This window comes from Amycolatopsis magusensis (genome assembly GCF_017875555.1).
Classification (GTDB): Bacteria; Actinomycetota; Actinomycetes; order Mycobacteriales; family Pseudonocardiaceae; genus Amycolatopsis; species Amycolatopsis magusensis.
Genome location: NZ_JAGGMS010000001.1, coordinates 8,284,411 through 8,309,840, shown reverse-complemented (window position 1 = coordinate 8,309,840; position 25,430 = coordinate 8,284,411). Strand labels below are relative to the sequence as shown.

Genomic DNA, 25,430 nt, shown 5'->3' with positions numbered 1-25,430 from the left:
TGGCTTTGGGGGCCGAATCCGCCCCCAAAGCCACATTCGGGGCACTTCGGCTACAGGCCGGCGCGGTTGAAGTTCCGGACCGACAGCGGCGCGAAGACCAGCAGCATGAGGACGGACCAGCCGATCGACGCGAGGACCGGGTTCGCCAGTGGCCACGCGACATCCGGGCCCGTCGGCACGCCCGGGTTGCCGAACAGCACCCGCAGGGCGCCGACGGTCGCGCTGATCGGGTTCCACTCGGCGATCACGGCGAGCCAGTCCGGCATGCCGCTCGTCGGCACGAAGACGTTCGAGATCATCGTGACCGGCATCAGCAGCGGCCCGACCCGCGACGCGGTTTCCTCCCGCTTGATCACCGAGCCGAGGAACACCCCGACCCACGAGACCGCGAAGTTCATCAGGAACAACACGCCGAACCCGGCCAGCGTCATCCAGAAACCGTGGTGCGCCCGCCAGCCGAAAGCCAGTCCGCACAACGACATCACGATCACGCCGGTGGCGCCGACGAGCAGGTCGGCGGTGGTCTGGCCGAACGGCACCGCCGAGCGCGACATCGGCATCGAGCGGAAGCGGTCCATCACGCCGAGGCCGTTGTCCTTGGCGATCACCGTCAGCGTGCCGGCGATCGACATGGTCAGGCTCATCACGAACAGGCCCGGCATCAGGTACTCGCGGTAGTTCGCGCCGTTGTCGATCGGGATGGCGCTGCCGAAGACGTAACCGAAGAGCACCACCGCCACCAGCGGGAACGCCAGCCCGGCGATCACCTGCCCCGGGCTGTGCTTGAGCTTGAGCAGGTTCCGGTACAGCACGGTCAGGCCGTCGTGCACGGTGAAGCGCAGCTTCGACCACTCGGGCTGCGCCAGCGGGTACGTCATACCGGGACCTCCGCCACGGGCTGGGTGCGGTGGGTGAGTTCGAGGAAGACCTCGTCGAGGGTGGGCGTGCGGCGCCCGATGTCGGCCACCTCGATCCCGGCCATGTTCAGCCAGCGCAGCACGTCCGGCAGGCTCAGCGTGGCCGAGCCGGTGGCCACGCTGACCCGCCGCTCGTCCGGGTCGACGTCGGGGGCGGCGCGCGCGATCTCCGCCATCGCCCTGGCCGCGCGCATCAGGTCCGCGGTGGGCGCGATGACCACGTCGAGCCGGCCACCGATGCGGGACTTGAGCTGCGCCGGGGTGCCCTCGGCGATCACCTTGCCGGTGTCGATCACCGCGATCTTGTTCGCCAGCTGGTCGGCCTCGTCGAGGTACTGGGTGGTCAGCAGCACCGTGGTGCCCCCGGCCACGAGCCCGCGGACGGCGTCCCAGATCTCGTTGCGGCTGCGCGGGTCGAGGCCGGTGGTCGGCTCGTCGAGGAACAACACGGCGGGCGCGATGATCAGGCTGGCGAGCACGTCGAGCCGCCGCCGCATGCCACCGGAGTAGGTGCGCACCTGGCGGTCGGCCGCGTGCGTGAGGTCGAAGCGCTCGAGCAGTTCGTCGGCGCGGCGGGCGGCCTGCTTGCCGGTCAGGTGGAACAGCCTGCCGAACATCCACAGGTTCTCGCGCCCGGTCAGCTCCTGGTCGACCGCCGCGTGCTGCCCGGCCAGGCCGATGCGGCGGCGGACCTCGCCGGGCTGGGTGGCCACGTCGAAACCGGCGATCCTGGCGCGCCCGGCGTCCGGCTTGGTCAGCGTGGTGAGCACGCGGATCGTGGTGCTCTTGCCGGCCCCGTTCGGCCCGAGCAGGCCGTACACCGTGCCCGCCGGGATGTTCAGGTCCAGCCCGGAGAGCGCCTGCGTCTCCCCGAACCGTTTCCTCAGCCCCTCGGCGACCACGATCGGCTCGTGCCTTGGTGCGCCCATCCCGCTGACCTCCGAACGAACTCCGAGCACTCCCCGGCGAACCGGGTACGTCGTACGCAGAGGCTAGCCAACTGGGTACGACGTACGCAACAATGAATCCCCCAGTCTTCGGAGAGGAGGATGCGCGCAATGAGCGAGCCCAGCGCCCCGTGGAACATCTGGATGCGGCCCGAGTGGAGCGGCCGTGGTCCGAAGCCGTCCTACAGCCGGGAGCAGATCGCGGAGACGGCCATCCGCCTCGCCGACGCCGACGGCATCGAAGCGCTGTCCATGCGCAAGGTGGCCGCGGAGCTGGGCACCGGCGCGATGACCATCTACCGCTACGTGCCGAACAAGGAGGAACTGCTCGAGCTGATGATCGACCAGTGCTTCACCGGCGCGGTGCTGCCCGAGCGCACCGGTGACTGGCGGGCCGACATCAGCGAGCTGCTGCGCGGGCACCGCGCCACCCTGCTGAGCCACCCGTGGCTGAGCCGGATGACCGTGAGCCGCTCCAGTGCCGGGCCGAACATGTTGCGCCGCATGGAGTTCGGCATGTCCATTTTGGACGGGCTGGGGCTGGACACCGGGCAGGTGCTGGAGACCTTCCTGGTGCTCGCGGCCTGGGTCTCCGGTTCCACCGACGCCGAACTGGCCGAGCGGGAGGCGCGCCGCCGCTCCGGCATGGACCGCGACGCCGCCCACGCGGCGATCGCGCCCTACGTGGAGCAGGTGGTGGGCAGCGGCGCGTTCCCGTACTTCGAGCGGACCGTGCGCGAAGCCCGGTTCCGCAACCCGGAGGAACGCTTCGAATCCGCCCTCAAGCTGATCCTGGACGGGATCGAAGCGAACCTGCCGTGAACTACCTGGTGTAGAGGGTCTCGATGTCGGTGGCGTAGTTCTTGGTCACCACGTTGCGCTTGAGCTTCATGCTCGGCGTGACCTCGCCACCGGCCTCGGTGAAGTCCTGCGGCAGGATGGCGAACTTCTTGATCGCCTCGGCGTGCGAGACCAGCCGGTTCGCCTCGTCGACCGCGGCCTGCACCTCGGCGCGCAGGTCGGCGTCGTCGGCGAGTTCGGCCACGGTGGCGTTCTCCGGCTTGCCGTGCTGGGACTTCCACGAGGGGAAGTACTCCTCGTCGATGGTGATCAGCGCGCTGATGTAGGGCCGCTGGTCGCCCACGACCATCGCCTGGCTGATCACCGGGTGCGCCTTGAGGCTGTCCTCGAGCCCGGAGGGGGCGACGTTCTTGCCGCCCGCGGTCACGATGATCTCCTTCTTGCGGCCGGTGATCTTGAGGAAGCCCTCGTCGTCCAGCTCGCCGAGGTCACCGGTGTGGAACCAGCCGTCCTTGAGCGATTCGACGGTGGCCGCCGGGTTGTTCCAGTAACCCGCGAAGACCACCTCGCCCGACAGCAGCACCTCGCCGTCCTCGGCGATGCGCACCGAGGTACCGGCGATCGGCTTGCCCACGGTGCCGACACGGAAGGCGGCCTCGGTGTTGACGTTGGACGCCGCGGAGGACTCGGTCAGCCCGTAGCCCTCGAACACCGGCACGCCGATGCCGCGGAAGAAGTGCGCCAGCCGCGCGCCCAGCGGGGCCCCGCCGGACACCGCCGCGATGCACCGGCTGCCCAGCGCCGCGCGCAGCTTCGAGTAGACCAGCTTGTCGAACACCAGGTGCTTGACGCGCAGCCCGAGGCCCAGGCCGCCGTTGTCCTTGGCCTGGCTGTAGGCGACCGCGGTGGCTTCGGCGGCGTCGAAGATCTTGCCCTTGCCGTCGCCGTGCGCCTTCTGCTTCGCGCCGTTGTAGACCTTCTCGAACACGCGCGGTACGGCGACGACGAAGGTCGGCCGGAAGGTGCCCAGGTCGGCGACCAGGTTCTTCACGTCGGAGGTGTGGCCGAGGGTCACCCGCGCGGTCACACCGGTCAGCGCCAGCGCCCTGGCCAGCACGTGCGCCAGCGGCAGGAACACCAGCAGCGAGTTGCCCTGCTCCATCAGCTGCGGGAAGGCCTGGATCGCGCCCTGGATCTCCGAGAGCAGGTTGTGGTGCGTCAGCTCGACGCCCTTGGGCCTGCCGGTGGTGCCGGAGGTGTACACGATGGTGGCCGTGTCGGTGGACTTCACCGCGCGGCGGCGCGCGTGCAGGTCGTCGTCGCTGATCCCGGCGCCCAGCTCGCCCAGTTCGTCCAGCGCCGGGGTGGCGCCCTCGAGCTGCCAGGTGTGCTCCAGCGAGTCGAGCCGCGAGCGCACCTCTTCCAGCGTGGCGCGGTGCTCGGCGGTCTCCACGAACACGGCCTTGGCCTGGGCGTCGGAGAGGATCCAGTGCACCTGCTCGGCGGCCGAGGTGTCGTAGATCGGCACGGTGACCGCGCCGGCCGCCCAGATGGCGAAGTCGAGCAGGGTCCACTCGTAGCGGGTCTTGGACATCAGCCCGACCCGGTCGCCCGGCTCGATGCCCGCGGCGACGAGGCCCTTGGCCGCGGCGAGCACCTCGGCGGCGAACTCACGCGCGGTCACGTCGAGCCAGGAGCCGTCGACCAGGCGCCGGAAGCTGATCACCTCGCCGAAGCGCTCGGCGTTGGACCAGACGACGTCGGCGAGGCTCTCCTCTTCGGAAACCTTCCGGGCAGCGGGAGCGCTGAATTCGCGCACGTGGGACCTCCGAATCGACCACCGGCTTTGGTGTTACTCGCGGGTTAACCTAGCTTGCCCAATCCCGCTTGGCCACGGTGGGCGCACGGCCGTTACGCGTGACATGACATTCTGCACGTCGTGTCCGCTTCGAACCAGGCGCCGCCGGCGCTCGACATCGTCGACGAGACCTTTCTCGCGGTACCGCCGCCGACCGTCGCCGCCGCTTTCGCCGATCCCAGGTCCTGGACCAGGTACTGGCCCGATCTGGTGCTCGAGGTCTACACCGACCGCGGCGAGCGGGGACTGCGCTGGACCGTGCGCGGAGCGCTGGTCGGCACCATGGAGGTGTGGCTGGAACCGGTGCTCGACGGCACGCTGCTGCACTACTTCCTGCGGGCCACCCCGACCCGCGAGGTCACCCAGCGTGAGCTCCGCCGGGAGTTCGACCGGCGGGCCAGGGCGGCGAAGGCCATCGCGCTGGAACTCAAGGAGATCCTGGAGGACGGCCGGGCGCCCGGGGTGCCGCCGTCGGCCGGTTGAGGCGGGGGAGCAGGGGAACAGATGCGGGTACACGTGGTGTCCGACGTGCACGGCAACGCCGAGGCGCTGGCACGGGCGGGGGAGGGCGCCGACGCGCTGGTGGTGCTCGGGGACCTGCTCGACTTCGTCGACTACCGGCGCCACGGCAACGGCATCCTCGGCACGCTGTTCGGTGAGGAGAAGGTGGGGGAGTTCGCCCGGCTGCGCCGGGAGGGCACCCGTGACGAGACGGTCGCCTTCGCGCGCTCGCTCTGGGGCAGCCTCGAGGACCCCGGTGCCGCGGTGGACGAGGCGATCCGCGGTCAGTACGAGACGCTGTTCGGCGCGCTGACCGCCCCGGTCTACCTGACCCCCGGCAACGTCGACACGCCCGCGCTGTGGCCCGAGTTCGCCGGGCCCGGCGCCCAGATCCTGGACGGCGAGGTGGCCGAGATCGGCGGCCTGCGGTTCGGCTTCGTCGGCGGCGCGCTGCTGCCGGACGGGGTCAAGCCGCGGGCGAACCCGGTCTGGCGGCCCTACCTGCGCCCGCGTGACGAGTTCGACGCCTCGGTGGCCAAGCTCGCCGACATCGACGTGCTGTGCAGCCACATCCCGCCGTCGGTGCCGGAACTGACCTACGACGTCATCGCGCGCCGGCACGAATTCGGCTCCGACTCGCTGCGCGAACTCATCCTTTCCGCGCAACCGCGCTGGTCCCTTTTCGGCCATGTGCACCAGCCGCTGGCCGCGCATGCGCGCATCGGGCGGACCGAGTGCCGTAACGTCGGTCACTTCAAGGAGACGGCACAGCCGTACGTGCTGCGCTGGTAGTCCTTCTCGGACGGTAGCCTTTGCCCATGGCCGAGCAGTCCACGCAGTCCATCGAGGTCGACGCGTCGCCGGAACGGATCATGGAGGTGATCGCGGACTTCCCGGCCTACCCGGAGTGGACCAAGGCCGTCCGCGAGACCGAGGTGCTGGCCGAGGCCGGGGGCGGCCGGGCCAAGCAGGTGAAGATGACCCTCGACGCGGGTCCGGTCAAGGACGTCTACACCCTGGAGTACGACTGGGCGTCCGACGGGCTCTCGGTCAGCTGGCACCTGATCAAGGGCCAGATGCAGAAGGCGCAGGACGGCCGGTACCTGCTCGAGCCGCTGGGCGGGGGCCGGACCAAGGTCACCTACACCCTGTCGGTGGAGCTGGCGCTGCCGATGATCGGCCTGCTGCGCCGCAAGGCCGAGAAGATGATCATGGATACCGCGCTGAAGGAGCTCAAGCGCCGAGCTGAGGGCTGATCGTGCGCATCCTGCTGTTCACCGGCAAGGGCGGGGTCGGCAAGACCACGCTCGCCGCCGCCACCGCCGCCGCGCTCGCCGCGCGGGGCCGGAAGACGCTCGTGGTGTCCACCGACCCCGCCCATTCGCTCGGTGACGCGTTCGCCACCGGGCTCACCGGTGAGCCGTCCGAAGTGGACAGCGCACTGCACGCCGCGCAGATCGACTCGCGCGCGCTGGTCGACGACGCCTGGGGCGAGCTCCGCGGCGAGCTGCGCGGCCTGCTCGCCGGTGCCGGGATCGACGCGCTGGACGCCGAGGAACTGACCGTGGTGCCGGGCGTGGACGAGCTGCTGTCGTTGACCGAGGTGCGCCGGCTCGCCGAGGCCGGGCCGTGGGAAAACGTGGTGGTCGACTGCGGGCCGACGGCGGAGACGCTGCGCCTGCTGTCGCTGCCGGAGGCGATCTCCGGCTACCTCGGCAGGCTGCGCGGGCGCGGTGGCCTCGGCCGCTCGGTCCGCCGGTTCGCCACCCACCTGGCCGGCCTGCGCACCCTGCTCACCGACCCGTCGACGACCAGCGTGCGCCTGGTGCTCACACCGGAACGGCTGGTGGTCGCCGAGACCCGCCGCACGCTCAGCTCGCTCGCGCTGCGCGGCATCGCCGTCGACGGGCTGATCGTCAACCGCCTGATGCCCGCGCCCGGCCGCATGCCCGGCTCCGCGGCGGCGTGGCTGCGCACCCGCCGCGCCCAGCAGGACGCCGTGCTCACCGAACTGACCTCGAGCGGGCTGCCCGCGGGTGCGCTGCGCCGGGTCGAGCACCGCGCGGTCGAACCGGTCGGCCTGCCCGCGCTGCTGGAGATCGCCGCCGGCCTGTACGGCACGGCCGACCCGCTGGCCCGCTCGGCGGTGCCGGTGGCGCCGCTGCTCTCGGTGGCGGATAGTTCCACTGTGGACGGTGGACACGAGCTGCGGGTCGGCGTGCCGCTGTCCCGGTCGGCGAAGGTGGACCTGGCCAGGGTCGGCGACGACCTGGCGATCACGGTGGACGGGTTCCGCCGGGTGATCGCCCTGCCCGAGCTGCTGCGCCCGTGCCGGATCACCGGCGCGGAAGCCGATTCCGCCGGGCTGGTGGTCCAGCTCGAGCCGGCCGGAGGTACCTGATGCCCGACGCGGAGACGACCACCGGCGCGCATTCGCTGGCCGAGGAGCTGCGGCTGCTCATCGAGCTGGTGGTGGAGCGGGCCGCGCCCTGGCTGGACGGGGTGGTCGCGGCCGGGCACGACGAGAACGCGACGGGCCACCAGGAGCCCTCGGGCAGCTGCGGCTGGTGCCCGCTGTGCGCGGTCGTCTCGCTGGCGCGCGGGGAACGCCCGGAGATCGCCGCCCGCGTGCTGGAGCAGGCCGCGCAGCTCGTCGCGCTGCTGCGGGCGGTGCTGGCCGACCGCTGGGCGCCGGAGGAGGGCGTGCACATGCCCGGGTACACCCCGCCGCGGCCGGAGCCGCCGTCCGGCGCCACCGGGTCGGCGCGGGTGCAGCACGTGCCGGTGCGGCGCCGGGAAGACTGGGATACCGGCCGATAGATGGGTTCTCGTGGCTTGAAGAAGACGCTCAAACGGACGTTCCGCCGTCCCGAGCTGGCGATCGGGGTGGACGTCGGCGGCACCAGCGTGCGCGCCGGGGTGGTGGACGACCAGGGTTCGCTGCTGGACACCACTCGGGTCGGCACGCCCGGCGGTGAGGGCGCGCTCGAAGACGCCATCTCCGGGGTGATCGAGGACCTGCGCAACCGGCACGAGGTGACCGCGGTGGGCCTGGCGGTGGCCGGGTTCGTCGCCACCGACCGCCGTTCGGTGATGTTCGCCCCGCACCTGGCGTGGCGGGCGGCGCCGGTGGCCGACCGGATCGCCCAGCGCGTCGGCCTGCCGGTCACCCTGGAGCACGACGCGAACTCGGCCACGCTGGCCGAGCACCGGTTCGGCGCGGCACGCGGGTCGAAGGTGGTGGCGCTGATCGCGCTGGGCACCGGCATCGGCGCGGGCCTGCTGCTCGACGGTCAGCTCTACCGCGGTGCCCACGGCGTCGGTCCCGAGCTGGGGCACCTGACCGTGGTGCCGGGCGGGCGGCCCTGCCCGTGCGGCAAGTACGGCTGCTGGGAGCGCTACTGCAGCGGGACCGCGCTGGCCGCCACCGCGGTCGAGCTGCTGGCCCGCAACCCCGGCCGGTCCACCGTGCTGGCCAGGGAGACCGCCGGTGACCCGGGTTCGGTGACCGGGCGGCGCGTGGCCGGGGCCGCGCGCGACGGCGACCCGGTGGCCCAGCGCGCGATGGCCGAGATGGCGAAGTGGCTCGGGGAGGGGCTCGCGCTGGTGGCCGACGTGTTCGACCCGGAGATCATGGTGATCGGGGGCGGGGTGTCGGAGTCGGCGCCGCTGTTCCTCGACGAGGCCCGCGAGCACTACGCGACCGCGATCACCGGTGCCGGGCACCGGCCGCTGGCCCGCATCCGCACCGCGCAACTGGGCGACGACACCGCGATCGTCGGTGCGGCCACCCTGGCCAGGGAAGCCGCGGCGACGCCGGGTACGCGGATCGGTGTGCCAGGGTAGAAGGCGCGAAACGCTTCGTTGAGGGCGGTGGGGTGCGACGGGAGGGCCGGTGTTCGCCGAAGACACCTTCGTGACCTGTGCCCAGGGGCACCGGCACTGGGGCCTGCACGGCGCGGCCGGGCTGCTGCTCACCGATCCGGCGCGCGGGGTGCTGCTGCAGCACCGCGCGTGGTGGACGCACCACGGCCGGACCTGGGCGCTGCCCGGTGGTGCCCTGCGCCCCGGCGAGAGCCCGGCGGAGGCGGCCACCCGGGAGGCCGACGAGGAGGCCGCCGTCCCGCCCGCCGCGGTGCGGCCGGTGGCTGCGTCCACTGTGGACCACGGCGGCTGGGGCTACACCACGGTGCTGGCGGTGGCCACGGGTTCGGTGTGCGAGCGGGTGCGCAACCGGGAGAGCAGCGAGCTGCGCTGGGTGCCGGTCGACGAGGTCGGCGAGTACCGGCTGCACCGGGACTTCGCGCTGGCGTGGCCGGGGCTGCGGACCCAGGTCGGGCGGGAACTGGTGCTGGTGGTCGACGCCGCGAACGTGATGGGCTCGCGCCCGGACGGCTGGTGGCGGGACCGCGCCGGTGCCGCGGCGCGCCTGCGTGACCAGCTCGCGCCGCTGGCGCTGACCGGGATGACCGCGCCGACGCTGCCGGACTGGTGCTGGTGGCCGCGGATCGTGCTGGTGGTGGAAGGCCAGGCCCGGGGTGTCCCGGCGGTTCCCGGGGTCGAGGTCGTCCCGGCCGCGCGGGACGGCGACTCGGAAATCGTCTCCGTCGTCCGCGACGCCCGTCCGCAGGACCACCTCCTCGTGGCCACCGCGGACCGGGAACTGCGCTCCCGGATCGAAGCCGAAGGCGCCACCCCGATGAGCCCGCGCTCGCTCCTGGCACTCCTCACCTAGCGTTCCCCGCGACATCAACAGTCCTCGGCGATACCGTCCCGCATTTCGGCGATCAGTGAGGCGACCACGGCCTTCAGGCTGCCGTTGTGCTCCCGCGCCACCGCCCGCTGCCGCTGGTAGCTGGCACCGCAGCGCAGGATCTTCTCCACCCCGCGCAGCTCCCGCACGCAGTCGAGCTGCTTCGCCACCGGCTCCAGCCGCTCCAGCACCACGTCCAAGTCCTCGGTCACCAGCCGCTCGTGGCCCGCGGCGTCGAGGATGATGATGGCGTCCATGCCGTACCTGGCCGCGCGCCACTTGTTCTCCTGCACGTGCCACGGCGGCATGGTCGGCAGCTGCTCGCCCCGGTCCAGCCGCGCGCTGAAGTCGTCGACCAGGCACTGGGTGAACGCGGCGATCGTGGCCACCTCTTCGAGCGTGGGCAGCCCGTCGCACACGCGCATCTCGATGGTGCCGAAGTGCGGCGCGGGCCGGATGTCCCAGCGGATCTCCGAGAGGTGGTCGATCACCCCGGTGACGAACATGTCGTCGACGTAGTGCTCCAGCTCGGCCCATTCGGTGAACTGGAACGGCAGCCCGGCCGTGGGCAGCTGCTGGAACATCAGCGCCCGGTTCGAGGCGTACCCGGTGTCCTCCCCGCCCCAGTACGGCGACGACGCCGAGAGCGCCTGCAGGTGCGGCGCGTAGTTCAGCAGCGCGTTGAGCACCGGCAGCGCCTTGTCCCGGTGGTCGAGCCCGACGTGCACGTGGACGCCGTAGATCAGCATCTGCCGCCCCCACCACTGGGTGCGGTCGATCAGCTTGGCGTAGCGCTCCTTGTCGGTGACCTTCTGCTGGTACCAAGTCGAGAACGGGTGCGTGCCCGCGGAGAACAGCTCCACGCCCAGCGGGTCGGTGTACCCCCGCAGCTCGGTCAGCGTGCCGGCCAGGTCCTCACCCAGCTCGGCGACGGTGTCGCAGACGCCGGTGATGATCTCGATGGTGTTGAGCAGCAGCTCCTGCTTGATCTTCGGGTGCTCGTCGGCCCCGTCCGGGCGGACCTCGTCGAGCACGCGCTGCGCCACCGAGGTCAGCTCCCCGGTGCGCCGGTCGACCAGCGCCAGTTCCCATTCGGCGCCCACGGTCGAGCGGCGGGACGGGTGGAAGTCGATGCGCATGACCAACCCTACGGCGGAACGCTCAGACCTGCGCGCCACTGTCCGGGTCGGCACCGTCCGGCGGGCCCTGCCGGACGCGGAGGAGCAGCAGGCCGATGCCCACCGCCAGCACCAGCAGCCCGATCGGGGTGCCCAGCGCGCTGCTCAGCCCGATCACGCCCGGCGCGATCAGCAGCAGCAGGCCGAGCACGAAGAACAGCAGCACCACCAGCGCGCCCTTGCGCGGCCGCGGCAGCGGCGGGGGCTCGGGCGGGACGAAGTGCTCGTCGTCGGCGGCCGGGTCGTCGCCGAAGACGGTGGCCTCCCACTCGCGCTCGGAACCGCGCCAGCCGCTGGCCGCCACCGTCTGCTCGGGCGGGCCCGGCGACGGGGAGGGCGGTGCGGGTGGCGGCGGAGCCGGGGGAGCGGGCTCGTCGTCCTGCTGCTCGAGGGTCGTGCCGATGCCTTCGGCCCGCAGGTCGGCCACGATCTCGGCGAACGTGGCGTCGATGTCCTCCGGGCCGTCGGCGGAGTTCGAACGGCTCATCTCGGGTCCACCTGCCCGGTGTGTGCGATCGATCGGAAGAAGTCGACGCTGCGGTCGAAGATCAGCGGGGCGTCGTTGTCGAGGGTGGCCACGTGGTAGCTGTCGGTCAGTTCGACGTCGATCAGCGGGTCGCTGCGCACACCCTCGGCGACGATGCGTGCGTTCACCGGCTCCACCACGTGGTCAACGACCGAGTGCAGCAGGAGAAGCGGCTGGGTCACCTTGCCGAGGTCGGCGCGGACCAGGCTCCACAACCGGCTCAGGCTGGCCGCGGCCCGCACCGGCACCCTGGTGTAGGCCAGTTCCACCGCGCCCGGCTTCTTGATGTCGCCCGCCACGCCCGGCACCGACGGCAGCACCCGGCCGAGCACCGGCAGCAGCCGGGCGTCCCAGCGCAGCGTGGTCACCGACGGGTTGACCAGCACCAGCCCGGCGATCCGGTCGCCGAACTCCTGGGCCAGCTTCAGCGCCAGCGTGCCGCCCATCGACTGCCCGCAGACGAACACCGAGGCGCAGGTGTCGAACAGCTCCAGCAGTTCCGCGCGGACGCAGCCGTACCAGTCGGTCCAGTTGGTCCGGTTCATCTCCTGCCAGGTGGTGCCGTGCCCGGGCAGCCGCGGCCCGCGCACGGTGTACCCGGCCTCGGCGAGGTGCGCACCCCAGGGCCGCATGCTGGCCGGGGTCCCGGTGAAACCGTGGCACAACAACACGCCGGCCTCGGTGGAGCCGGTGTGCGCGAAGGGTTCCGCGCCGGCGAGCACAGGCATGCTCTCGCCTTCCTGGAGGGGTTCGAGACCTCCATATTCGCACGGGTTCGGCCCGCCGTGGGGCGATGCCGGAGACTGGAGGGGACGCGGCCGGGTGTGAGATCGATCGCTGGGCACTCGCAACCGGGGGTCAAGCGTTGTGCCGGGTACGGACGAGTTCGTAGTCTTGCTGATCGGATTCGGCTGTCGGAGACCGTTTCGCCTGCGAGGAGGCCTGGAGCAAGGTGCTGTACCGGTTGATGAAGTACGTGCTGCTCGGGCCGCTGCTGCGGCTGCTGTGGCCGACCAAGGTCTCCGGGGCCGAGAACCTCCCGGCCTCCGGTGGCGCGATCCTCGCGGGCAACCACCTCGCCGTCGCCGATTCCTTCTTCATGCCGCTCTACGTCCGCCGGAAGGTGACCTTCCCGGCCAAGTCGGAGTACTTCACCGAAAAGGGCGTCAAGGGCAGGCTGAAGAAGTGGTTCTTCAGCGGGCTGGGGCAGATCCCCATCGACCGCTCGGGTGGTTCGGCCGCGCAGGCCGCACTGGACACCGCGATCCGGGTGCTCCGGGAGGGCCACCTGCTCGGCATCTACCCCGAGGGCACCCGCTCGCCGGACGGCAGGCTGTACAAGGGCAAGACCGGCGTCGCCAGGATCGCGCTGCAGGCCGGCGTCCCGGTGGTCCCGGTGGTCACCATCGGCACCGACAAGGTCAACCCGATCGGCTCGAAGATGTGGCGGCCGCGCCGGCTCGAGGTCCGCTTCGGCAAGCCGCTGGACTTCTCCCGGTACGAGGGCCTCGCCGGGGACCGCTTCATCGAGCGGTCGATCACCGACGAGATCATGTACGCGCTGATGGAGCTCTCCGGCCAGGAGTACGTGGACATCTACGCGGCCAAGGCCAAGGAGCTGGCCGCCGCCGAAGCCGCCGGGGTGCGCCCCGAGGTACCGCCGCAGCCGTCCGGGGTGGACGCCGACCGCGTGCCGGAGACGAAGGCTTCCTGATCGTCCGGAACGGCGCCGACTAGGGTTGCCCGGTGCGATTTTTCTACGACACCGAGTTCATCGAGGACGGCGTGACGATCGACCTGGTGTCGATCGGTGTCGTGGACGAGAACGGCCGGGAGTTCTACGCGGTTTCGACGGACTTCGATCCGGGCAAGGCGGGCCCCTGGGTGCGCGACAACGTGCTCCCCAAGCTGCCCTCGCCCGCGGACAAGGCCTGGCGCGACCGCGAGCGCATCCGCACCGACCTGCTCGAGTTCTTCGGCAAGCCGTCCGGCGGCATCGAGCTGTGGGCCTGGTTCGCCGCCTACGACCACGTGGCGCTGGCGCAGCTGTGGGGCCCGATGCCCGCGCTGCCCCGGCAGCTGCCCCGCTTCACCCGTGACCTGCGGCAGCGCTGGGAGGACGTGGGCAAGCCGAAGCTGCCCGCCGCCCCGGCGAACGCGCACGACGCCCTCGCCGACGCCCGCCACAACCTGGTGCGGTGGCGGGCGATCGAAGAGGAGTGGCACCGCCGGGGCCTGCCCGGCTGAGCCTCAGCGGGCGCGCACGGCCTCGGCGAGCCGGTCGAGCAGCCGGGCCGTGCTGGACCAGTCCAGGCACGCGTCGGTGATGCTCTGGCCGTAGGTCAGCTCGTCGGCCCGGCCGAGCGTGAGGTCCTGGCGACCGGCGGCCAGGAAGCTCTCCAGCATCACGCCGGTGAGGCCGCGTTCGCCCCGTGCGATCCGGTCGGCCAGCTCCCCGACGACCTCGCCCTGGCGCACGTGGTCCTTGCCGCTGTTGCCGTGGCTGGCGTCGATCAGCACGCGCTCGGGCAGCCCGGCCCCGCGCAGCCGGGCCAGCGTGCCCGCCACGGTGGCGGCGTCGTAGTTGGGCCCGGTGGCGCTGCCGCGCAGGATCACGTGGCAGTCGGGGTTGCCCGAGGTGGTCAGCAGCGCGGCGAGGCCGTCGGCGTTGATCCCGGCGAACACGTGCCCGGCGGCCGCGGCGCGGGTGGCGTCCACCGCCACCTGCACGTCGCCCTCGGTGGAGTTCTTGATGCCGACCGGCATGGACAGCGCGCTGCACAGCTGGCGGTGCACCTGGCTGGCCGCGGTCCGCGCGCCGATGGAGCCCCAGGTGACGATGTCGGCGATGAACTGCGGGGTGATCGGGTCGAGGAACTCGCAGCCGACCGGCAGGCCGAGCGCGGAGACGTCGAGCAGCAGCCGCCGCGCCATGCGCAGGCCGCGGTTGACCGCGAAGCTGCCGTCCAGGCCGGGGTCGTTGATCAGGCCCTTCCAGCCGAGCGTGGTCCGCGGCTTCTCGAAGTAGACGCGCATGACCACGTGGAGCTGGTCGCCGAGGCCCTCGGCGTGCGCGGCGAGGCGCTGGGCGTAGTCGAGCGCGGCCGCGGTGTCGTGCACCGAGCAGGGGCCGACGATGACGAGCAGCCGGTCGTCGGTGCCGTCGAGGGCACCGACCGTCCCTGCTCGTCCTTTATGGACTGTTCGGGCCACGGTCTCGTCGACGGGGAGTTCCTCGCGCAGCAACGCGGGCGGGATCAGCGGGCTGATGCTCGTGGTCCGCTGTGCGTCCAGCGCGAGGGTGGGGTCGAAGGTGATCGTCATGGCGGGGGTCCTTTCGACCCAGCCGCCCCGATCGCAGAATCACCCGAGCCGGCTGGGAAACCGGCTCGAGGGTGGAAGGTCAGCGCACGGCGTCGCCGACCGGCCCACCCGGGGCCGGCCTGCTAAACCAGAAATAGGAGCGCTGCACGCCGCGACCGTAGCACGGGTGGCTCAGCCGCCGAGGAAGAGCCACGCCACCACGGCGGCGGTGCCGATGCCGACGGCCAGCGCGGCCGGGAGCCGGTTCCGGACCAGCGGCCGGGCGGCGGCGAGCGTGCCGATGATGACCAGCAGCGCGACGACGCCCAGGCCGATCGGGATGTCGAGGCCGTCGTCGATCAGGCCGGGATCCCGCTCGGCCCAGCCCAGTTCACCGGCGAGGACCTGGCCCATCAGCACCACGAAGGGCGCGGCCAGACCCGTCACCCCACCGGCCGCGGCGCTCGCCGAGAGCGCGGCCACCCGTCCTGCCATGGTCCGGACGTTAGCTGCTGCACCGATCAAGTCCGGTGGCGGCTAGGCTGGCGCCGGATGTGTGACCCAACACAAAGCAGGCAAGCGGAGGTCTGAGTCTGATGCGAGTCGGTGTGCTGACCGGTGGTGGCGACTGCCCCGGGCTGAACGCGGTGATCCGCGCGGTGGTCCGCAAGGGCATCGAGGTCCATGGCTGGGAGATCGTCGGGTTCCGGAGCGGCTGGCAGGGCCCGATGACCGGCGACAGCAGGCCGCTGGGCCTCGGTGACGTCGAAGAGATCCTCACCAGGGGCGGCACCATCCTCGGGTCCTCGCGGACCAACCCGTACAAGACCGAAGGCGGCGTCGAGCAGATCCGCGGCGTGCTCGCCGAGCAGGGCGTGGACGCGCTGATCGCGATCGGCGGCGAGGACACCCTCGGCGTGGCGAAGCGGCTGACCGACGACGGCATCGGCGTGGTCGGCGTGCCCAAGACCATCGACAACGACCTCGGCGCGACCGACTACACCTTCGGTTTCGACACCGCGGTGCACATCGCCACCGAGTCGATCGACCGGCTGCGCACCACCGCCGAATCGCACCACCGCGCGCTGGTGGTCGAGGTGATGGGGCGGCACGCGGGCTGGATCGCGCTGCACTCCGGCCTGGCCGGTGGCGCGAACGTGATCCTGGTGCCGGAGCGGCCGTTCTCGGTGGAGAAGGTCGTCGAGTGGGTGGAGCGGCGGTTCGAGCGCCAGTACGCGCCGATCATCGTGGTCGCCGAGGGCGCCATGCCCGAAGGCGGCGCGGAAGTGCTGCACTCGGGGGAGAAGGACGCGTTCGGGCACGTGCGGCTCGGCGGCGTGGGCACCTGGCTCGCCGAGGAGATCGCGCAGCGCACCGGCAAGGAGTCGCGCGCGGTGGTGCTCGGCCACACCCAGCGCGGCGGCATCCCGACCGCCTACGACCGCGTGCTGGCCACGCGCTTCGGCCTGCAAGCCGTGGACGCGGTGGCCGACGGTGACTTCGGCGTGATGGTGGCGCTGAAGGGCACCGACATCGTGCGCGTGAAGCTCGCCGAGGCGACCGCGGAGCTGAAGACCGTCCCGGCCGCCCGCTACGAAGAAGCCGAAGTCTTCTTCGGCTGATCCGGCCCATCGAATGCTATGAGTGGGCATTACTTGCACGTGGGAACAGTGCGCAGCTCCGTTGAGGGTGGCGGTGGGCGACGGGAGGGCGCAAGTAATGCCCCACTCATAGCGTTTGGCTCAGATCGAGGCGAGGGTGTCCAGGATGGTGGCGGCCCGGGCGATGTCCTCGGTGAGCGGGCGGTCCTGCGTACTCGGGTCCAGTACCGCTCCCGCCTGTTCGAACGCCGCGCGTACCGGGATGTCCACCAGATCCGCCCGGCGCATCCGCAGCGCCCGCACCGCGGCCACCAGTTCACAAGCCAGCAGTTGCCGGTAGGACCGGCACGCCGCCGTGGTCGCCCGCGCGGCCTGGGTGGAGAAGCTCGCGTGATCCTCCAGTCCCCGCGAAACGATCGCGCTGCCCAGCGTCACCGGCAGCGCCGCCTGCCGCAGTTCGGTCAGGGCGTCGTGCGCCACGTACTCCAGGATCATCACGCCGGAGCTGCCCGCCGGCCCGTCCGCGAGGAACGGCCGCAGCCCGGTGAAGTCCGGTTCGACCAGATCGCCCAGCCGCGCGGCCGACAGTTCGGCGACCTGGTGCACGGTCGCCCGCGCCTGGTCCAGCGCCGAGGAGACGTACGCCGTGTGGAAGTGCGCGTGGTGGTACGCGTCGCCTTCCGGTACGCAGATCATCGGGTTCTCCGTGCCCGCGTTGACCTCGATCGCCAGCACCTCCCGCAGGTGGTGCAGGGCGTCCAGCGCGGGGCCCTGCACCTGCGGGAAAGCCCGTAGCCCGAAGGGATCCTGGATTCGACGACCGGGTGCGGGCGTGCCTTCCATGCCGAGCAGCCGCCGGATGTCCGCCGCGCAGGCGACCTGTCCCGCGTGCGGCCGGGCTTCGTGCACCGGGGTCGCGTAGGCCTCGGGATTGCCGTCGAGCGCGACGTAGGTCAGCGCGGTCACCGCGTGACTGGCCTTGGTCAGCGTGTCCAGTTCGAGCGCGGCCAGCGTCGCCTCGGCGAGCGTGGCCGCGTTGCTGCTCATGAACGCCAGCGCGTCCCCGGCCTGCACCGCCACCGGTGCCACGCCACCCCGGCGCCACGGGCGTTCCCCGGCCAGCGCCAGCCCGGTTTCGGCCAGCGGGGCCAGGTCGCCGGTGCCGATCGCGCCCAGCCGGTGCACCACCGGCAGCGCGCCCGCGCGCAACGCGTTCGCCAGCGCCTCGATCAGGCTGGGACCGATCCCGGACCGCCCGGCCAGCAACTGGTTCAGCCGGATCAGCATCATCGCGCGGACCTGGCCGTCCGGCATCAGCTCACCGCTGCCGCCGGCGTGGCTGCGCAGCAGGCGCAGGCCGTGATCGGTGGAGTGCTCCCCGGTCACCGTGTCGTCCTTGTTCGCGCCGACGCCGGTCGTCCGGCCGTAGACCACGCGCCGGGTGCTCAGCTCCTCGGCCAGCTCCCACGCGCGCCCGGCCGCCGCCAGCGCCCCCGCCTCGACCTCGATCCGCGAAGGACCCTCGGTCCTCGCCACCGCCAGCACGTCGTCGCAGCGCAGTGTGCGCCCGTCCACCCTGACCAAACCGGTCTCCTTCCCGCCGTCACCGGCCCAGGGTGCCGCTAGGCCGATCCAGTGCCCCCGGCGGGCCACCCGGTGACCAGCGGTAGCCGGGCCCGGCAACTCAGCTAACCGTGGTCTGGACCATTGACGAAGTGGTCTAGACCCATTTAGCTTGGGTGGATCGAGCGGTGCACCGTGGCACCGCCGGGCTCACGGAGGACACCGATGTTCTCTTCACACAGACGGAGATGGCTGGGTGCGGGCGGCGTGTTCGCCGCGGCACTGATGGCGCTCGCGGTCGTGGCTCCCGCCTCGGCCAAGGCACCCGCGGCGGCTCCGGCCGCCGACCTGGGGACCACCGCGCACGGCAAGACCCTCGGCTACTTCGCCCAGTGGGGCGTCTACGGCCGGAACTACCACGTCAAGAACATCCACACCTCGGGGTCGGCGGCCAAGCTGACCCACATCAACTACGCCTTCGGCAACGTGGTGAACGGCCAGTGCGTGCTGGGCGACACCTACGCCGACTACGACCGGTTCTACGGCGCCGGCGAGAGCGTCGACGGGGTCGCCGACACCTGGGACAACGGCGCGCTGCGCGGCAACTTCGGCCAGCTCAAGCGGCTGAAGAAGATGTACCCGAACCTGAAGGTGCTGTTCTCCTTCGGCGGCTGGACCTGGTCCGGCGGCTTCGGGCAGGCGGCGAAGAACCCGGCCGCGTTCGCGAACTCCTGCTACAACCTGCTGAACGACCCGCGCTGGGCCGGGGTGTTCGACGGCATCGACATCGACTGGGAATACCCCAACGCCTGCGGGCTGACGTGTGACACCAGCGGGCCCGCGGCGCTGACGAACCTCGCTTCGGCGTTGCGCACCAAATTCGGCTCGAAGCTGGTCACCGCGGCGATCACCGGTGACGGTTCGGCCGGTGGCAAGGTCGACGCGGCCGACTACGGCGGCGCGGCGCAGTACTTCGACTGGTACAACGTGATGACCTACGACTACTTCGGGGCCTGGGCCGCGCAGGGACCGACGGCGCCGCACTCGCCGCTGAACTCCTACGCCGGGATCCCGAACGCCGGGTTCACCTCCGACGCGGTCGTCCAGAAGCTCAAGGGCAAGGGCGTGCCGGCCAGCAAACTGTTGCTGGGCTTGGGTTTCTACGGTCGCGGTTGGACCGGTGTGACGCAGGACGCCCCCGGCGGCACGGCGACCGGCCCGGCACCGGGCACCTACGAACAGGGCATCGAGGACTACAAGGTGCTCAAGAGCAAGTGCCCGGCCACCGGCACCATCGCCGGCACCGCCTACGCCAAGTGCGGCAGCCAGTGGTGGAGCTACGACACCCCGGCCACGATCAAGGGCAAGGTCGGCTACGCCCGTGCCCAGGGCCTCGGCGGCACCTTCTTCTGGGAACTGTCCGGTGACACCACGAATGGCGAGCTGATCAGCGCCATCCAGGGCGGTTAGGACACACAGAGCGGCTAGCAGTGGCGGTAGCCGAGGAGCGGGCGGGGGAACCGAGTTCCCCGCCCGCTTTCTGTCGTGGGTGCCCTTTAGGGTGCCGGGGTGACGTTCACGGGCTTCGGCGAATACGCCATCGACTTCTACGACGGCCTGGTGGTCGACAACTCGAAGCCGTACTGGGAGGACAACCTCCGCACCTACCGCGAGGACGTGCGCGCCCCGATGGAGGCGCTGCTGACCGAGCTGGAAGCGGAGTTCTCCGACGGCTTCGGCAAGGGCAAGGTCTTCCGGCCGCACCGCGACGTGCGCTTCGCGAAGGACAAGCGGCCGTACAAGACGCACTGCGGCGGGGTGATCGAGCAGGGCCGCGGCGGCGGCGCGTACTACGTGGAGGTCAGCTCGGCCGGGCTGCGCGTCGGCGGCGGTTGCTTCCACCTGGCCACCGACCAGCTGGCCAAGTTCCGGCGCGCGGTGGACACCGAGCCGCACGGCCCGGAGCTGGAGCGGCTGCTGGCGAAGTTGCGCAAGCAGGGCTGGGAGATCCAGGGCGACTCGCTCAAGACCAAACCCCGCGGCTATGACGCCGATCACCCGCGGATCGACCTGCTGCGGCACCGCTCGCTCTACGCCATCCGGGTGTGGGAGCCGGACGACACCCTGCACGAGCGGGCCTGCCTCGACCGGGTCCGCAAGGCGTGGCGGCAGGTGCGGGCGTTCAACGAATGGGCCCGCGACCACGTCGGCCTCAGCGAGCTGCCGCGGCGCTGAGCCGGGGCCGGGGCGCCGTCGAAGCAGACACCGGGTTACTACGGAGCGAACACGGAAAGAAACAGGTCACATCGGTTTCGGGATCGGTAAAGACGTAGCCGCCGCGAGGGGCTACCCTGTCTGAACGTGAGCCGACGCGCGAAGATCGTTTGTACCCTTGGCCCCGCTACCGCCAGCCCGGAGAAGGTGCGGGCCCTCGTCGACGCCGGAATGGACGTCGCGAGAATGAACTTCAGCCACGGGAGCCACAGCGACCACAAGGAGGTCTACGACGTCGTCCGAGCGGCGGCGGCGGAGACCGGTCGCGCGGTCGGCATCCTCGGCGACCTCCAGGGCCCGAAGATCCGGCTGGGCACCTTCGCCAACGGCCCGGTCGAGTGGCGCAACGGCGACATCGTGCGCATCACCGTCGAGGACGTGGCCGGGACCCACGAGCGCGTCTCGACCACCTACAAGGGCCTCGCGCGCGACGCGAAGCCCGGTGACCGCCTGCTGGTCGACGACGGCAAGGTCGGCCTGGTGGTCAAGGAGGTCGACAACCAGGACGTGGTCTGCGAGGTCACCGAGGGCGGCCCGGTCAGCAACAACAAGGGCGTCTCGCTGCCCGGCATGGACGTCTCCGTGCCCGCCATGTCCGAGAAGGACATCGAGGACCTCGAGTTCGCGATGGAGCTCGGCGTCGACTTCGTCGCGCTGTCCTTCGTCCGCTCGCCCGCCGACATCGACCTGGTGCACCAGGTGATGGACCGGGTCGGCAAGGGCCGCGTGCCGGTGATCGCCAAGCTGGAGAAGCCCGAGGCGGTCTACAACCTCGAAGCCATCGTGCTGGCCTTCGACGGGGTCATGGTCGCCCGCGGTGACCTGGGCGTGGAGCTGCCGCTGGAGCAGGTCCCGCTGGTGCAGAAGCGGGCCATCCAGATCGCCCGCGAGAACGCCAAGCCGGTGATCGTGGCCACCCAGATGCTCGACTCGATGATCAGCAACTCCCGGCCGACCCGCGCCGAGGCCTCCGACGTGGCCAACGCGGTGCTCGACGGCACCGACGCGGTGATGCTGTCCGGCGAGACCAGCGTCGGCCGCTACCCGGTCGAGTCGGTGGAGACGATGGCCCGGATCATCCAGGCCGTGGAGACCGACTCGCCGCAGGTCCCGCCGCTGAGCCACGTGCCGCGGACCAAGCGCGGCGTGATCTCCTACGCCGCCCGCGACATCGGCGAGCGGCTCAACGCCAAGGCACTGGTCGCGTTCACCCAGTCCGGTGACACCGTGCGGCGGCTGGCCCGCCTGCACACCCGGCTGCCGCTGCTGGCGTTCACCCCGGAGGAGAGCGTGCGCAGCCAGCTCACGCTGACCTGGGGCACCGCCACCCGGATCGTGCCGAAGGTGGACTCCACCGACCAGATGATCCAGCAGGTCGACCACGCCATGGTGGAGATGGACCGGTACCAGGAGGGTGACCTCGTGGTGATCGTGGCCGGCTCCCCGCCGGGCACCGTCGGTTCCACCAACCTGATCCGCGTGCACCGCCTCGGTGAAGACGATCACGCCTGAGCGCAGCCCGGGCGGGTGCTCCGCCGGGATAGGGTTCCGTGCATGACTGAGGTCGCCAGAGCCGCCGCCACCGAGCTGGACAACGACGCCGGCCAGGGCGGTCAGGTGGTGCTCGACCGCCTGGTGTCGCTGCTCGACCTGGAGCGGATCGAGGAGAACATCTTCCGCGGCGTCAGCCCGCCGCACTCGCCGGTGCGGGTGTTCGGCGGGCAGGTCGCCGGGCAGGCGCTGGTCGCGGCCGGGCGCACGGTGCCGCCGGAGCGCACGGTGCACTCGCTGCACGCGTACTTCATCCGCGGCGGTGACCCGCGGGTGCCGATCGTCTACGAGGTCGACCGCATCCGCGACGGCCGCTCGTTCACCACCCGCCGGGTGGTCGCGGTGCAGCACGGCAAGGCGATCTTCGCGTTGTCCGCCTCCTTCCAGAAGGAGGAGCAGGGCATCGAGCACGCCGAGCGGATGCCGGACGTGCCCGCGGCCGAGACGCTGCCCACCGTGCGGGAGCGGATCGAGGGCTACCCCGATCTGCAGAGCCTGCACAGCAGGCCGCGGCCGATCGACATCCGGTACGTCAACGACCCGCCGTGGGTGACGCGCGGCACCGGCAGCCCGGCCACCCGCAACCAGGTGTGGATGCGCGCCGACGGCACCCTGCCCGACGACCAGCTGCTGCACGTGTGCGTGCTGGCCTACGCCTCGGACATGACCCTGCTGGACAGCCCGCTGGCCCGGCACGGCGCGTACTGGGAGCTGGACAAGGTGCTCGGGGCCAGCCTGGACCACGCGATGTGGTTCCACCGCCCCTTCCGCGCCGACGAGTGGTTCCTCTACGACACCGAGTCACCGTCCGCCTCGAACGCGCGGGCACTGGCCACCGGCCGCTTCTTCGCCGCCGACGGCACGCTCATCGCCACCGTGGTGCAAGAAGGCCTGCTGCGCGTCCTCTAACCGTCCCCAAAGGACCCCCACCCCACCCGAGTCGCACGCTCGTGCACCCGAACCCCACGCTCGTGCAGCCGAGTCGCACGTTCAGGCACCCGAATCCCGCACTCGTGCAGCCGAGTCGCACGTCCAGGCCCCTGAACTCCGCACTCCTGCGCCCGAACCCCACGTTCAGGCACCCGAATCCCGCACTCCTGCGCCCGAACCCCACGTTCAGGCAGCCGAACTCCCCACTCCCGTAGCCGAACCTCACGTTCGGACATCCGAGGCCCCTCCCTTCTGAACGTGGGGCTCGCCCGGGGGCGTTGAACGCTGTTGTCCGAACGTGGAACCCGGCTGCCTGAACGTGGGGTTCGGCTGCCTGAGTGTGGAACTCGGCTGCCTGAGTGTGGGGTTCGGACGTCTGAACGTGGGACTCGCGCCCCGAGGGCGGGGACGCGGCTGCCTGAGTGTGGGACTCGGCTGCGGGAGTGTGGGGTTCGGGTGTCTGAGGGTGAGGTTCGGGTGGGGGTGGGTTACGTACGTGGGGTTTGGGTCACTCGAAGGTGGGGTTCGCGGGTGGCCGTCGCGATTGCGAATGCCGGGCGGCGGCGGAGTTTGGCACTTGTGCCCCTGAGTTCTGCGTTCAGAGCCCCGAGTTCTGCCCCGACGAAGCCCGAGTTCTGCGCTCTGAAGCCCTTACGCGCCGCCGCCGTTGCGCCGGGCGGGTGATTTTCGCGGGTGAATCGTCGCCCAGGGCGAGGCGTGCGGCGACATAAGCGCGGCACGGGAGCGCCGGAAAGCCCCGCCGCCAGCGTCGCCAGCGACGGCCGCGGCACGCGACGCAGTGCCCTCGGGCGTCCGTTCGGTGCTCCGCGAGCACCGCCCGCAAAGCTTCCACGAGAACCGGGATTTCATGGCGTGCTACCCACGCGGCGACTTGCGTGTCATCGGTGCCCGCCGAACGGGTGAGGTCGCTCAGCCGAGCCTCCACAATGGCGGCTAATGGGTTCACGATGTTCAGCTCAGGGTGACCCATGACTGCCCACCCTCCCCGGAAGTGGTCTTCTCCGAATTTTGCCCGATGTACTGGCTCCAAGGCGGAAAATGGAGCACACTGCGAGCGTACAACGGCGAACTGCAATTTGCAGTCCACCATCTGGGGACGCGGCGAAATTGAAGTAGTCAATTCATCACGGCGAGTTCGGGCGGCTGGTTAGATATGACGACAGGGACATCGGCAGGCGAGCAACGCAGTGGAGGTGGAGCAGTGGCGCGAGGGCAGGGGCCGACAGTTCGCCGCCGTCGGCTGGCGGGTGAACTGCGCCGCCTCCGCGAGGCCGCCGAGCTGACCATCGACGAGGTGGGCGAGAAGCTCGAGTGTTCCGCGTCGAAGATCAGCCGCATCGAGACCGGCCACGTCGGCGTCACCCCGCGTGACGTCCGCGACATGCTCGAGCTCTACGGACTGGTCGGCGACGAGCGCGAGGCGCTGGTCCAGCTCGCCAGGGAAGCCCGCAAGCGCGGCTGGTGGCACGCCTACAACGAGGTCTTCACCGGCACCTTCGTCGGCCTGGAAGCCGACGCCAGCTCCCTGCGCGCCTACCAGGCCCTGCTGGTCCCCGGCCTGCTGCAGACCGAGCGCTACGCGCGCACGGTCATCCGCGCCCTGCGTCCGGACGCCGACGAGGCCGAGCTCAAACGCCGCGTGGCGGCCAGGATGGCCCGCCAGGAGCTGCTCACCGACCCCTCCCCGCCGGAGTACTGGGCGGTGATCGACGAGGCCGTGCTGCACCGGCGCGTCGGCGGGTGCGAGGTGATGGCGGAACAGGTTTCCCGGTTGGTCGAAGTGGCGGCGCTGCCCCACGTGACCCTCCAGGTCGTGCCGTTCGGCGCGGGTGCGCATCCGGGAATGGAAGGACCGTTTCTCATCCTCGGTTTTCCGGAGCAGGCAGATCCGGATGTGGTTTACGTCGACAGCACTTCCAGCGGCCTTTACCTGGAGATGCCGGATGATGTACGTCGCTATACGCTCATGTTCGATCACCTGCGTGCCACTGCCTTGAAACCGGATGACTCGGTGGAACTCATCGCCGAGTCCGCCGCCCGGCTGGGTGCGGAGCAAGCAAAGTAAGGAGTGGGGATCATGTCCGACAACTCGGTATTCCTGACCCGTTGGCGCAAGAGCAGTCACAGTGGTGGCGGCAATGACTGCGTCGAAATCGCATTCACCCGTGACGGCGCGGCCGTCCGCGACTCGAAGGATGTCGAGGGCGGTCTGCTCTCCTTCAGCTCGCGGGGCTGGCAGGGGCTGCTGGACGCCACGCGCGACGGCAGCCTCGACCCCAGCTGAGTCCGGCCGCACCCGGCCCCTTACACCCGCCGCGCAGGGGCAAGGCGGGGGTAAGGGGCCGGTTCGCGTCCGGAGTGCGTGATCGGCCGATGCACCGGCGGACCCCTCAGCACGACTCTGGGACCCGGCAGAGAAACCGGGATCCACAGAGGAGCAGACCATGAGGACCGAATGGATGTGGGACGCCGTGCAGGCCGAGGTCGCCTACCGCAACGACGAGCTGCGCCGCGCGGGCAGGCTGACCTGGGTGATGCGCTCCAGCAAGCCTTTCCGCTGGCTGAGCGGGCGGCCCGCGGTGCACATACCGAAGCAACGGGATGGTTCGCACGACAAAGCCGCCTGATGACGGGGGTGGTGGGTCGCGCCACAGCGAGCACGCTGTGCGCGAAAACCACGGGGCTCTCCGAGCGCGGGTAGGACAC

Annotated in this window: 27 protein-coding genes; 18 read left to right on the top strand and 9 right to left on the bottom strand. The window is 71.0% G+C overall.

What is annotated here, in order from left to right:
* Nucleotides 1–50: 50 nt before the first annotated feature.
* The gene (locus JOM49_RS37285; RefSeq protein ID WP_209668824.1) at nt 51–878 is read right to left on the bottom strand and encodes an ABC transporter permease; all 828 of its coding nucleotides are present in this window, start codon (nt 876–878) and stop codon (nt 51–53) included.
* The gene (locus tag JOM49_RS37280; RefSeq protein WP_209668823.1) at nt 875–1,846 is read right to left on the bottom strand and encodes an ATP-binding cassette domain-containing protein; all 972 of its coding nucleotides are present in this window, start codon (nt 1,844–1,846) and stop codon (nt 875–877) included. Before JOM49_RS37280 ends, JOM49_RS37285 begins: the two co-directional genes overlap by 4 nt.
* A 129-nt stretch (nt 1,847–1,975) precedes the next feature.
* Between JOM49_RS37280 and JOM49_RS37275 the strand changes: the two genes are divergently transcribed.
* Nucleotides 1,976–2,686, top strand: a complete 711-nt coding sequence (locus JOM49_RS37275) for a TetR/AcrR family transcriptional regulator (RefSeq protein WP_209668822.1) — start codon at nt 1,976–1,978, stop codon at nt 2,684–2,686.
* A gap of 1 nt (nt 2,687) precedes the next feature.
* Here the strand turns inward: JOM49_RS37275 and JOM49_RS37270 are convergent, their stop codons facing one another.
* Nucleotides 2,688–4,484, bottom strand: coding sequence for an AMP-dependent synthetase/ligase (locus tag JOM49_RS37270; protein WP_209668821.1), 1,797 nt, complete (start codon nt 4,482–4,484; stop codon nt 2,688–2,690).
* A gap of 120 nt (nt 4,485–4,604) precedes the next feature.
* Between JOM49_RS37270 and JOM49_RS37265 the strand changes: the two genes are divergently transcribed.
* The 7 genes from JOM49_RS37265 to JOM49_RS37235 all read left to right on the top strand — a co-directional run bounded on the left by JOM49_RS37265 (nt 4,605) and on the right by JOM49_RS37235 (nt 9,759).
* Nucleotides 4,605–5,006 carry a polyketide cyclase / dehydrase and lipid transport gene (locus tag JOM49_RS37265; RefSeq protein ID WP_209668820.1) on the top strand — a complete coding sequence of 134 codons (402 nt, stop codon included), beginning with the start codon at nt 4,605–4,607 and terminating at the stop codon, nt 5,004–5,006.
* Between the two features lie 21 nt (nt 5,007–5,027).
* On the top strand, nt 5,028–5,816 hold the full coding sequence (locus JOM49_RS37260; RefSeq protein WP_209668819.1) for a metallophosphoesterase family protein: 789 nt from the start codon (nt 5,028–5,030) through the stop codon (nt 5,814–5,816).
* A 26-nt stretch (nt 5,817–5,842) separates the two neighbouring features.
* Nucleotides 5,843–6,280 carry an SRPBCC family protein gene (locus JOM49_RS37255; protein WP_209668818.1) on the top strand — a complete coding sequence of 146 codons (438 nt, stop codon included), beginning with the start codon at nt 5,843–5,845 and terminating at the stop codon, nt 6,278–6,280.
* Between the two features lie 2 nt (nt 6,281–6,282).
* Complete coding sequence (locus JOM49_RS37250; protein ID WP_209668817.1) at nt 6,283–7,425, top strand: ArsA family ATPase; 1,143 nt, start codon at nt 6,283–6,285, stop codon at nt 7,423–7,425.
* Nucleotides 7,425–7,844 (top strand): hypothetical protein, encoded by a 420-nt coding sequence (locus JOM49_RS37245; RefSeq protein ID WP_209668816.1) that lies wholly within the window; start codon nt 7,425–7,427, stop codon nt 7,842–7,844. Before JOM49_RS37250 ends, JOM49_RS37245 begins: the two co-directional genes overlap by 1 nt.
* A 66-nt stretch (nt 7,845–7,910) precedes the next feature.
* Nucleotides 7,911–8,870 (top strand): ROK family protein, encoded by a 960-nt coding sequence (locus tag JOM49_RS37240; protein WP_209672070.1) that lies wholly within the window; start codon nt 7,911–7,913, stop codon nt 8,868–8,870.
* Nucleotides 8,871–8,919: 49 nt separating this feature from the next.
* On the top strand, nt 8,920–9,759 hold the full coding sequence (locus JOM49_RS37235) for an NUDIX domain-containing protein (RefSeq protein WP_209668815.1): 840 nt from the start codon (nt 8,920–8,922) through the stop codon (nt 9,757–9,759).
* A gap of 14 nt (nt 9,760–9,773) precedes the next feature.
* Here the strand turns inward: JOM49_RS37235 and JOM49_RS37230 are convergent, their stop codons facing one another.
* The 3 genes from JOM49_RS37230 to JOM49_RS37220 are packed head-to-tail and all read right to left on the bottom strand — an operon-like array spanning nt 9,774 to nt 12,209.
* On the bottom strand, nt 9,774–10,916 hold the full coding sequence (locus JOM49_RS37230; protein ID WP_209668814.1) for a glutamate--cysteine ligase: 1,143 nt from the start codon (nt 10,914–10,916) through the stop codon (nt 9,774–9,776).
* A 22-nt stretch (nt 10,917–10,938) separates the two neighbouring features.
* Nucleotides 10,939–11,442, bottom strand: coding sequence for a hypothetical protein (locus JOM49_RS37225; RefSeq protein ID WP_209668813.1), 504 nt, complete (start codon nt 11,440–11,442; stop codon nt 10,939–10,941).
* On the bottom strand, nt 11,439–12,209 hold the full coding sequence (locus JOM49_RS37220) for an alpha/beta hydrolase (protein ID WP_209668812.1): 771 nt from the start codon (nt 12,207–12,209) through the stop codon (nt 11,439–11,441). Before JOM49_RS37220 ends, JOM49_RS37225 begins: the two co-directional genes overlap by 4 nt.
* A gap of 224 nt (nt 12,210–12,433) precedes the next feature.
* Here JOM49_RS37220 and JOM49_RS37215 point away from each other — a divergent pair, with 224 nt between their 5' ends.
* Nucleotides 12,434–13,195, top strand: coding sequence for a lysophospholipid acyltransferase family protein (locus JOM49_RS37215; RefSeq protein WP_209668811.1), 762 nt, complete (start codon nt 12,434–12,436; stop codon nt 13,193–13,195).
* A gap of 32 nt (nt 13,196–13,227) precedes the next feature.
* Nucleotides 13,228–13,728 carry a polyadenylate-specific 3'-exoribonuclease AS gene (locus JOM49_RS37210; protein WP_209668810.1) on the top strand — a complete coding sequence of 167 codons (501 nt, stop codon included), beginning with the start codon at nt 13,228–13,230 and terminating at the stop codon, nt 13,726–13,728.
* A 3-nt stretch (nt 13,729–13,731) separates the two neighbouring features.
* On the opposite strand, the gene JOM49_RS37205 is transcribed toward JOM49_RS37210, so the two are convergent.
* Both JOM49_RS37205 and JOM49_RS37200 read right to left on the bottom strand, forming a co-directional pair.
* Nucleotides 13,732–14,805 (bottom strand): 3-deoxy-7-phosphoheptulonate synthase, encoded by a 1,074-nt coding sequence (locus tag JOM49_RS37205; RefSeq protein WP_209668809.1) that lies wholly within the window; start codon nt 14,803–14,805, stop codon nt 13,732–13,734.
* 171 nt (nt 14,806–14,976) lie between these two features.
* Nucleotides 14,977–15,279, bottom strand: a complete 303-nt coding sequence (locus JOM49_RS37200; protein WP_209668808.1) for a hypothetical protein — start codon at nt 15,277–15,279, stop codon at nt 14,977–14,979.
* A 101-nt stretch (nt 15,280–15,380) separates the two neighbouring features.
* Here JOM49_RS37200 and JOM49_RS37195 point away from each other — a divergent pair, with 101 nt between their 5' ends.
* Nucleotides 15,381–16,406, top strand: a complete 1,026-nt coding sequence (locus JOM49_RS37195) for a 6-phosphofructokinase (RefSeq protein ID WP_209668807.1) — start codon at nt 15,381–15,383, stop codon at nt 16,404–16,406.
* A gap of 120 nt (nt 16,407–16,526) precedes the next feature.
* Here JOM49_RS37195 and JOM49_RS37190 read toward each other — a convergent pair whose 3' ends face one another.
* The gene (locus JOM49_RS37190; RefSeq protein WP_209668806.1) at nt 16,527–17,969 is read right to left on the bottom strand and encodes an aromatic amino acid ammonia-lyase; all 1,443 of its coding nucleotides are present in this window, start codon (nt 17,967–17,969) and stop codon (nt 16,527–16,529) included.
* Between the two features lie 204 nt (nt 17,970–18,173).
* Here JOM49_RS37190 and JOM49_RS37185 point away from each other — a divergent pair, with 204 nt between their 5' ends.
* From JOM49_RS37185 to JOM49_RS37155, 7 genes are all read left to right on the top strand, one after another.
* Nucleotides 18,174–19,418, top strand: coding sequence for a glycoside hydrolase family 18 protein (locus JOM49_RS37185; protein ID WP_209668805.1), 1,245 nt, complete (start codon nt 18,174–18,176; stop codon nt 19,416–19,418).
* A 99-nt stretch (nt 19,419–19,517) separates the two neighbouring features.
* Nucleotides 19,518–20,183, top strand: coding sequence for a DUF2461 domain-containing protein (locus tag JOM49_RS37180; protein ID WP_209668804.1), 666 nt, complete (start codon nt 19,518–19,520; stop codon nt 20,181–20,183).
* A 126-nt stretch (nt 20,184–20,309) separates the two neighbouring features.
* Nucleotides 20,310–21,734, top strand: coding sequence for a pyruvate kinase (pyk, locus tag JOM49_RS37175; protein WP_209668803.1), 1,425 nt, complete (start codon nt 20,310–20,312; stop codon nt 21,732–21,734).
* A gap of 42 nt (nt 21,735–21,776) precedes the next feature.
* Entirely contained in the window at nt 21,777–22,682 is a 906-nt protein-coding gene (gene tesB / locus JOM49_RS37170) for an acyl-CoA thioesterase II (protein ID WP_209668802.1), read from the top strand.
* A 1,243-nt stretch (nt 22,683–23,925) separates the two neighbouring features.
* Nucleotides 23,926–24,789, top strand: coding sequence for a helix-turn-helix domain-containing protein (locus tag JOM49_RS37165; RefSeq protein WP_209668801.1), 864 nt, complete (start codon nt 23,926–23,928; stop codon nt 24,787–24,789).
* Nucleotides 24,790–24,801: 12 nt separating this feature from the next.
* Entirely contained in the window at nt 24,802–25,008 is a 207-nt protein-coding gene (locus tag JOM49_RS37160; protein WP_209668800.1) for a DUF397 domain-containing protein, read from the top strand.
* A 160-nt stretch (nt 25,009–25,168) separates the two neighbouring features.
* Nucleotides 25,169–25,351: a hypothetical protein gene (locus JOM49_RS37155; RefSeq protein WP_209668799.1), complete on the top strand. Its 183-nt coding sequence runs from the start codon at nt 25,169–25,171 to the stop codon at nt 25,349–25,351.
* The last annotated feature ends 79 nt before the right edge of the window (nt 25,352–25,430 follow it).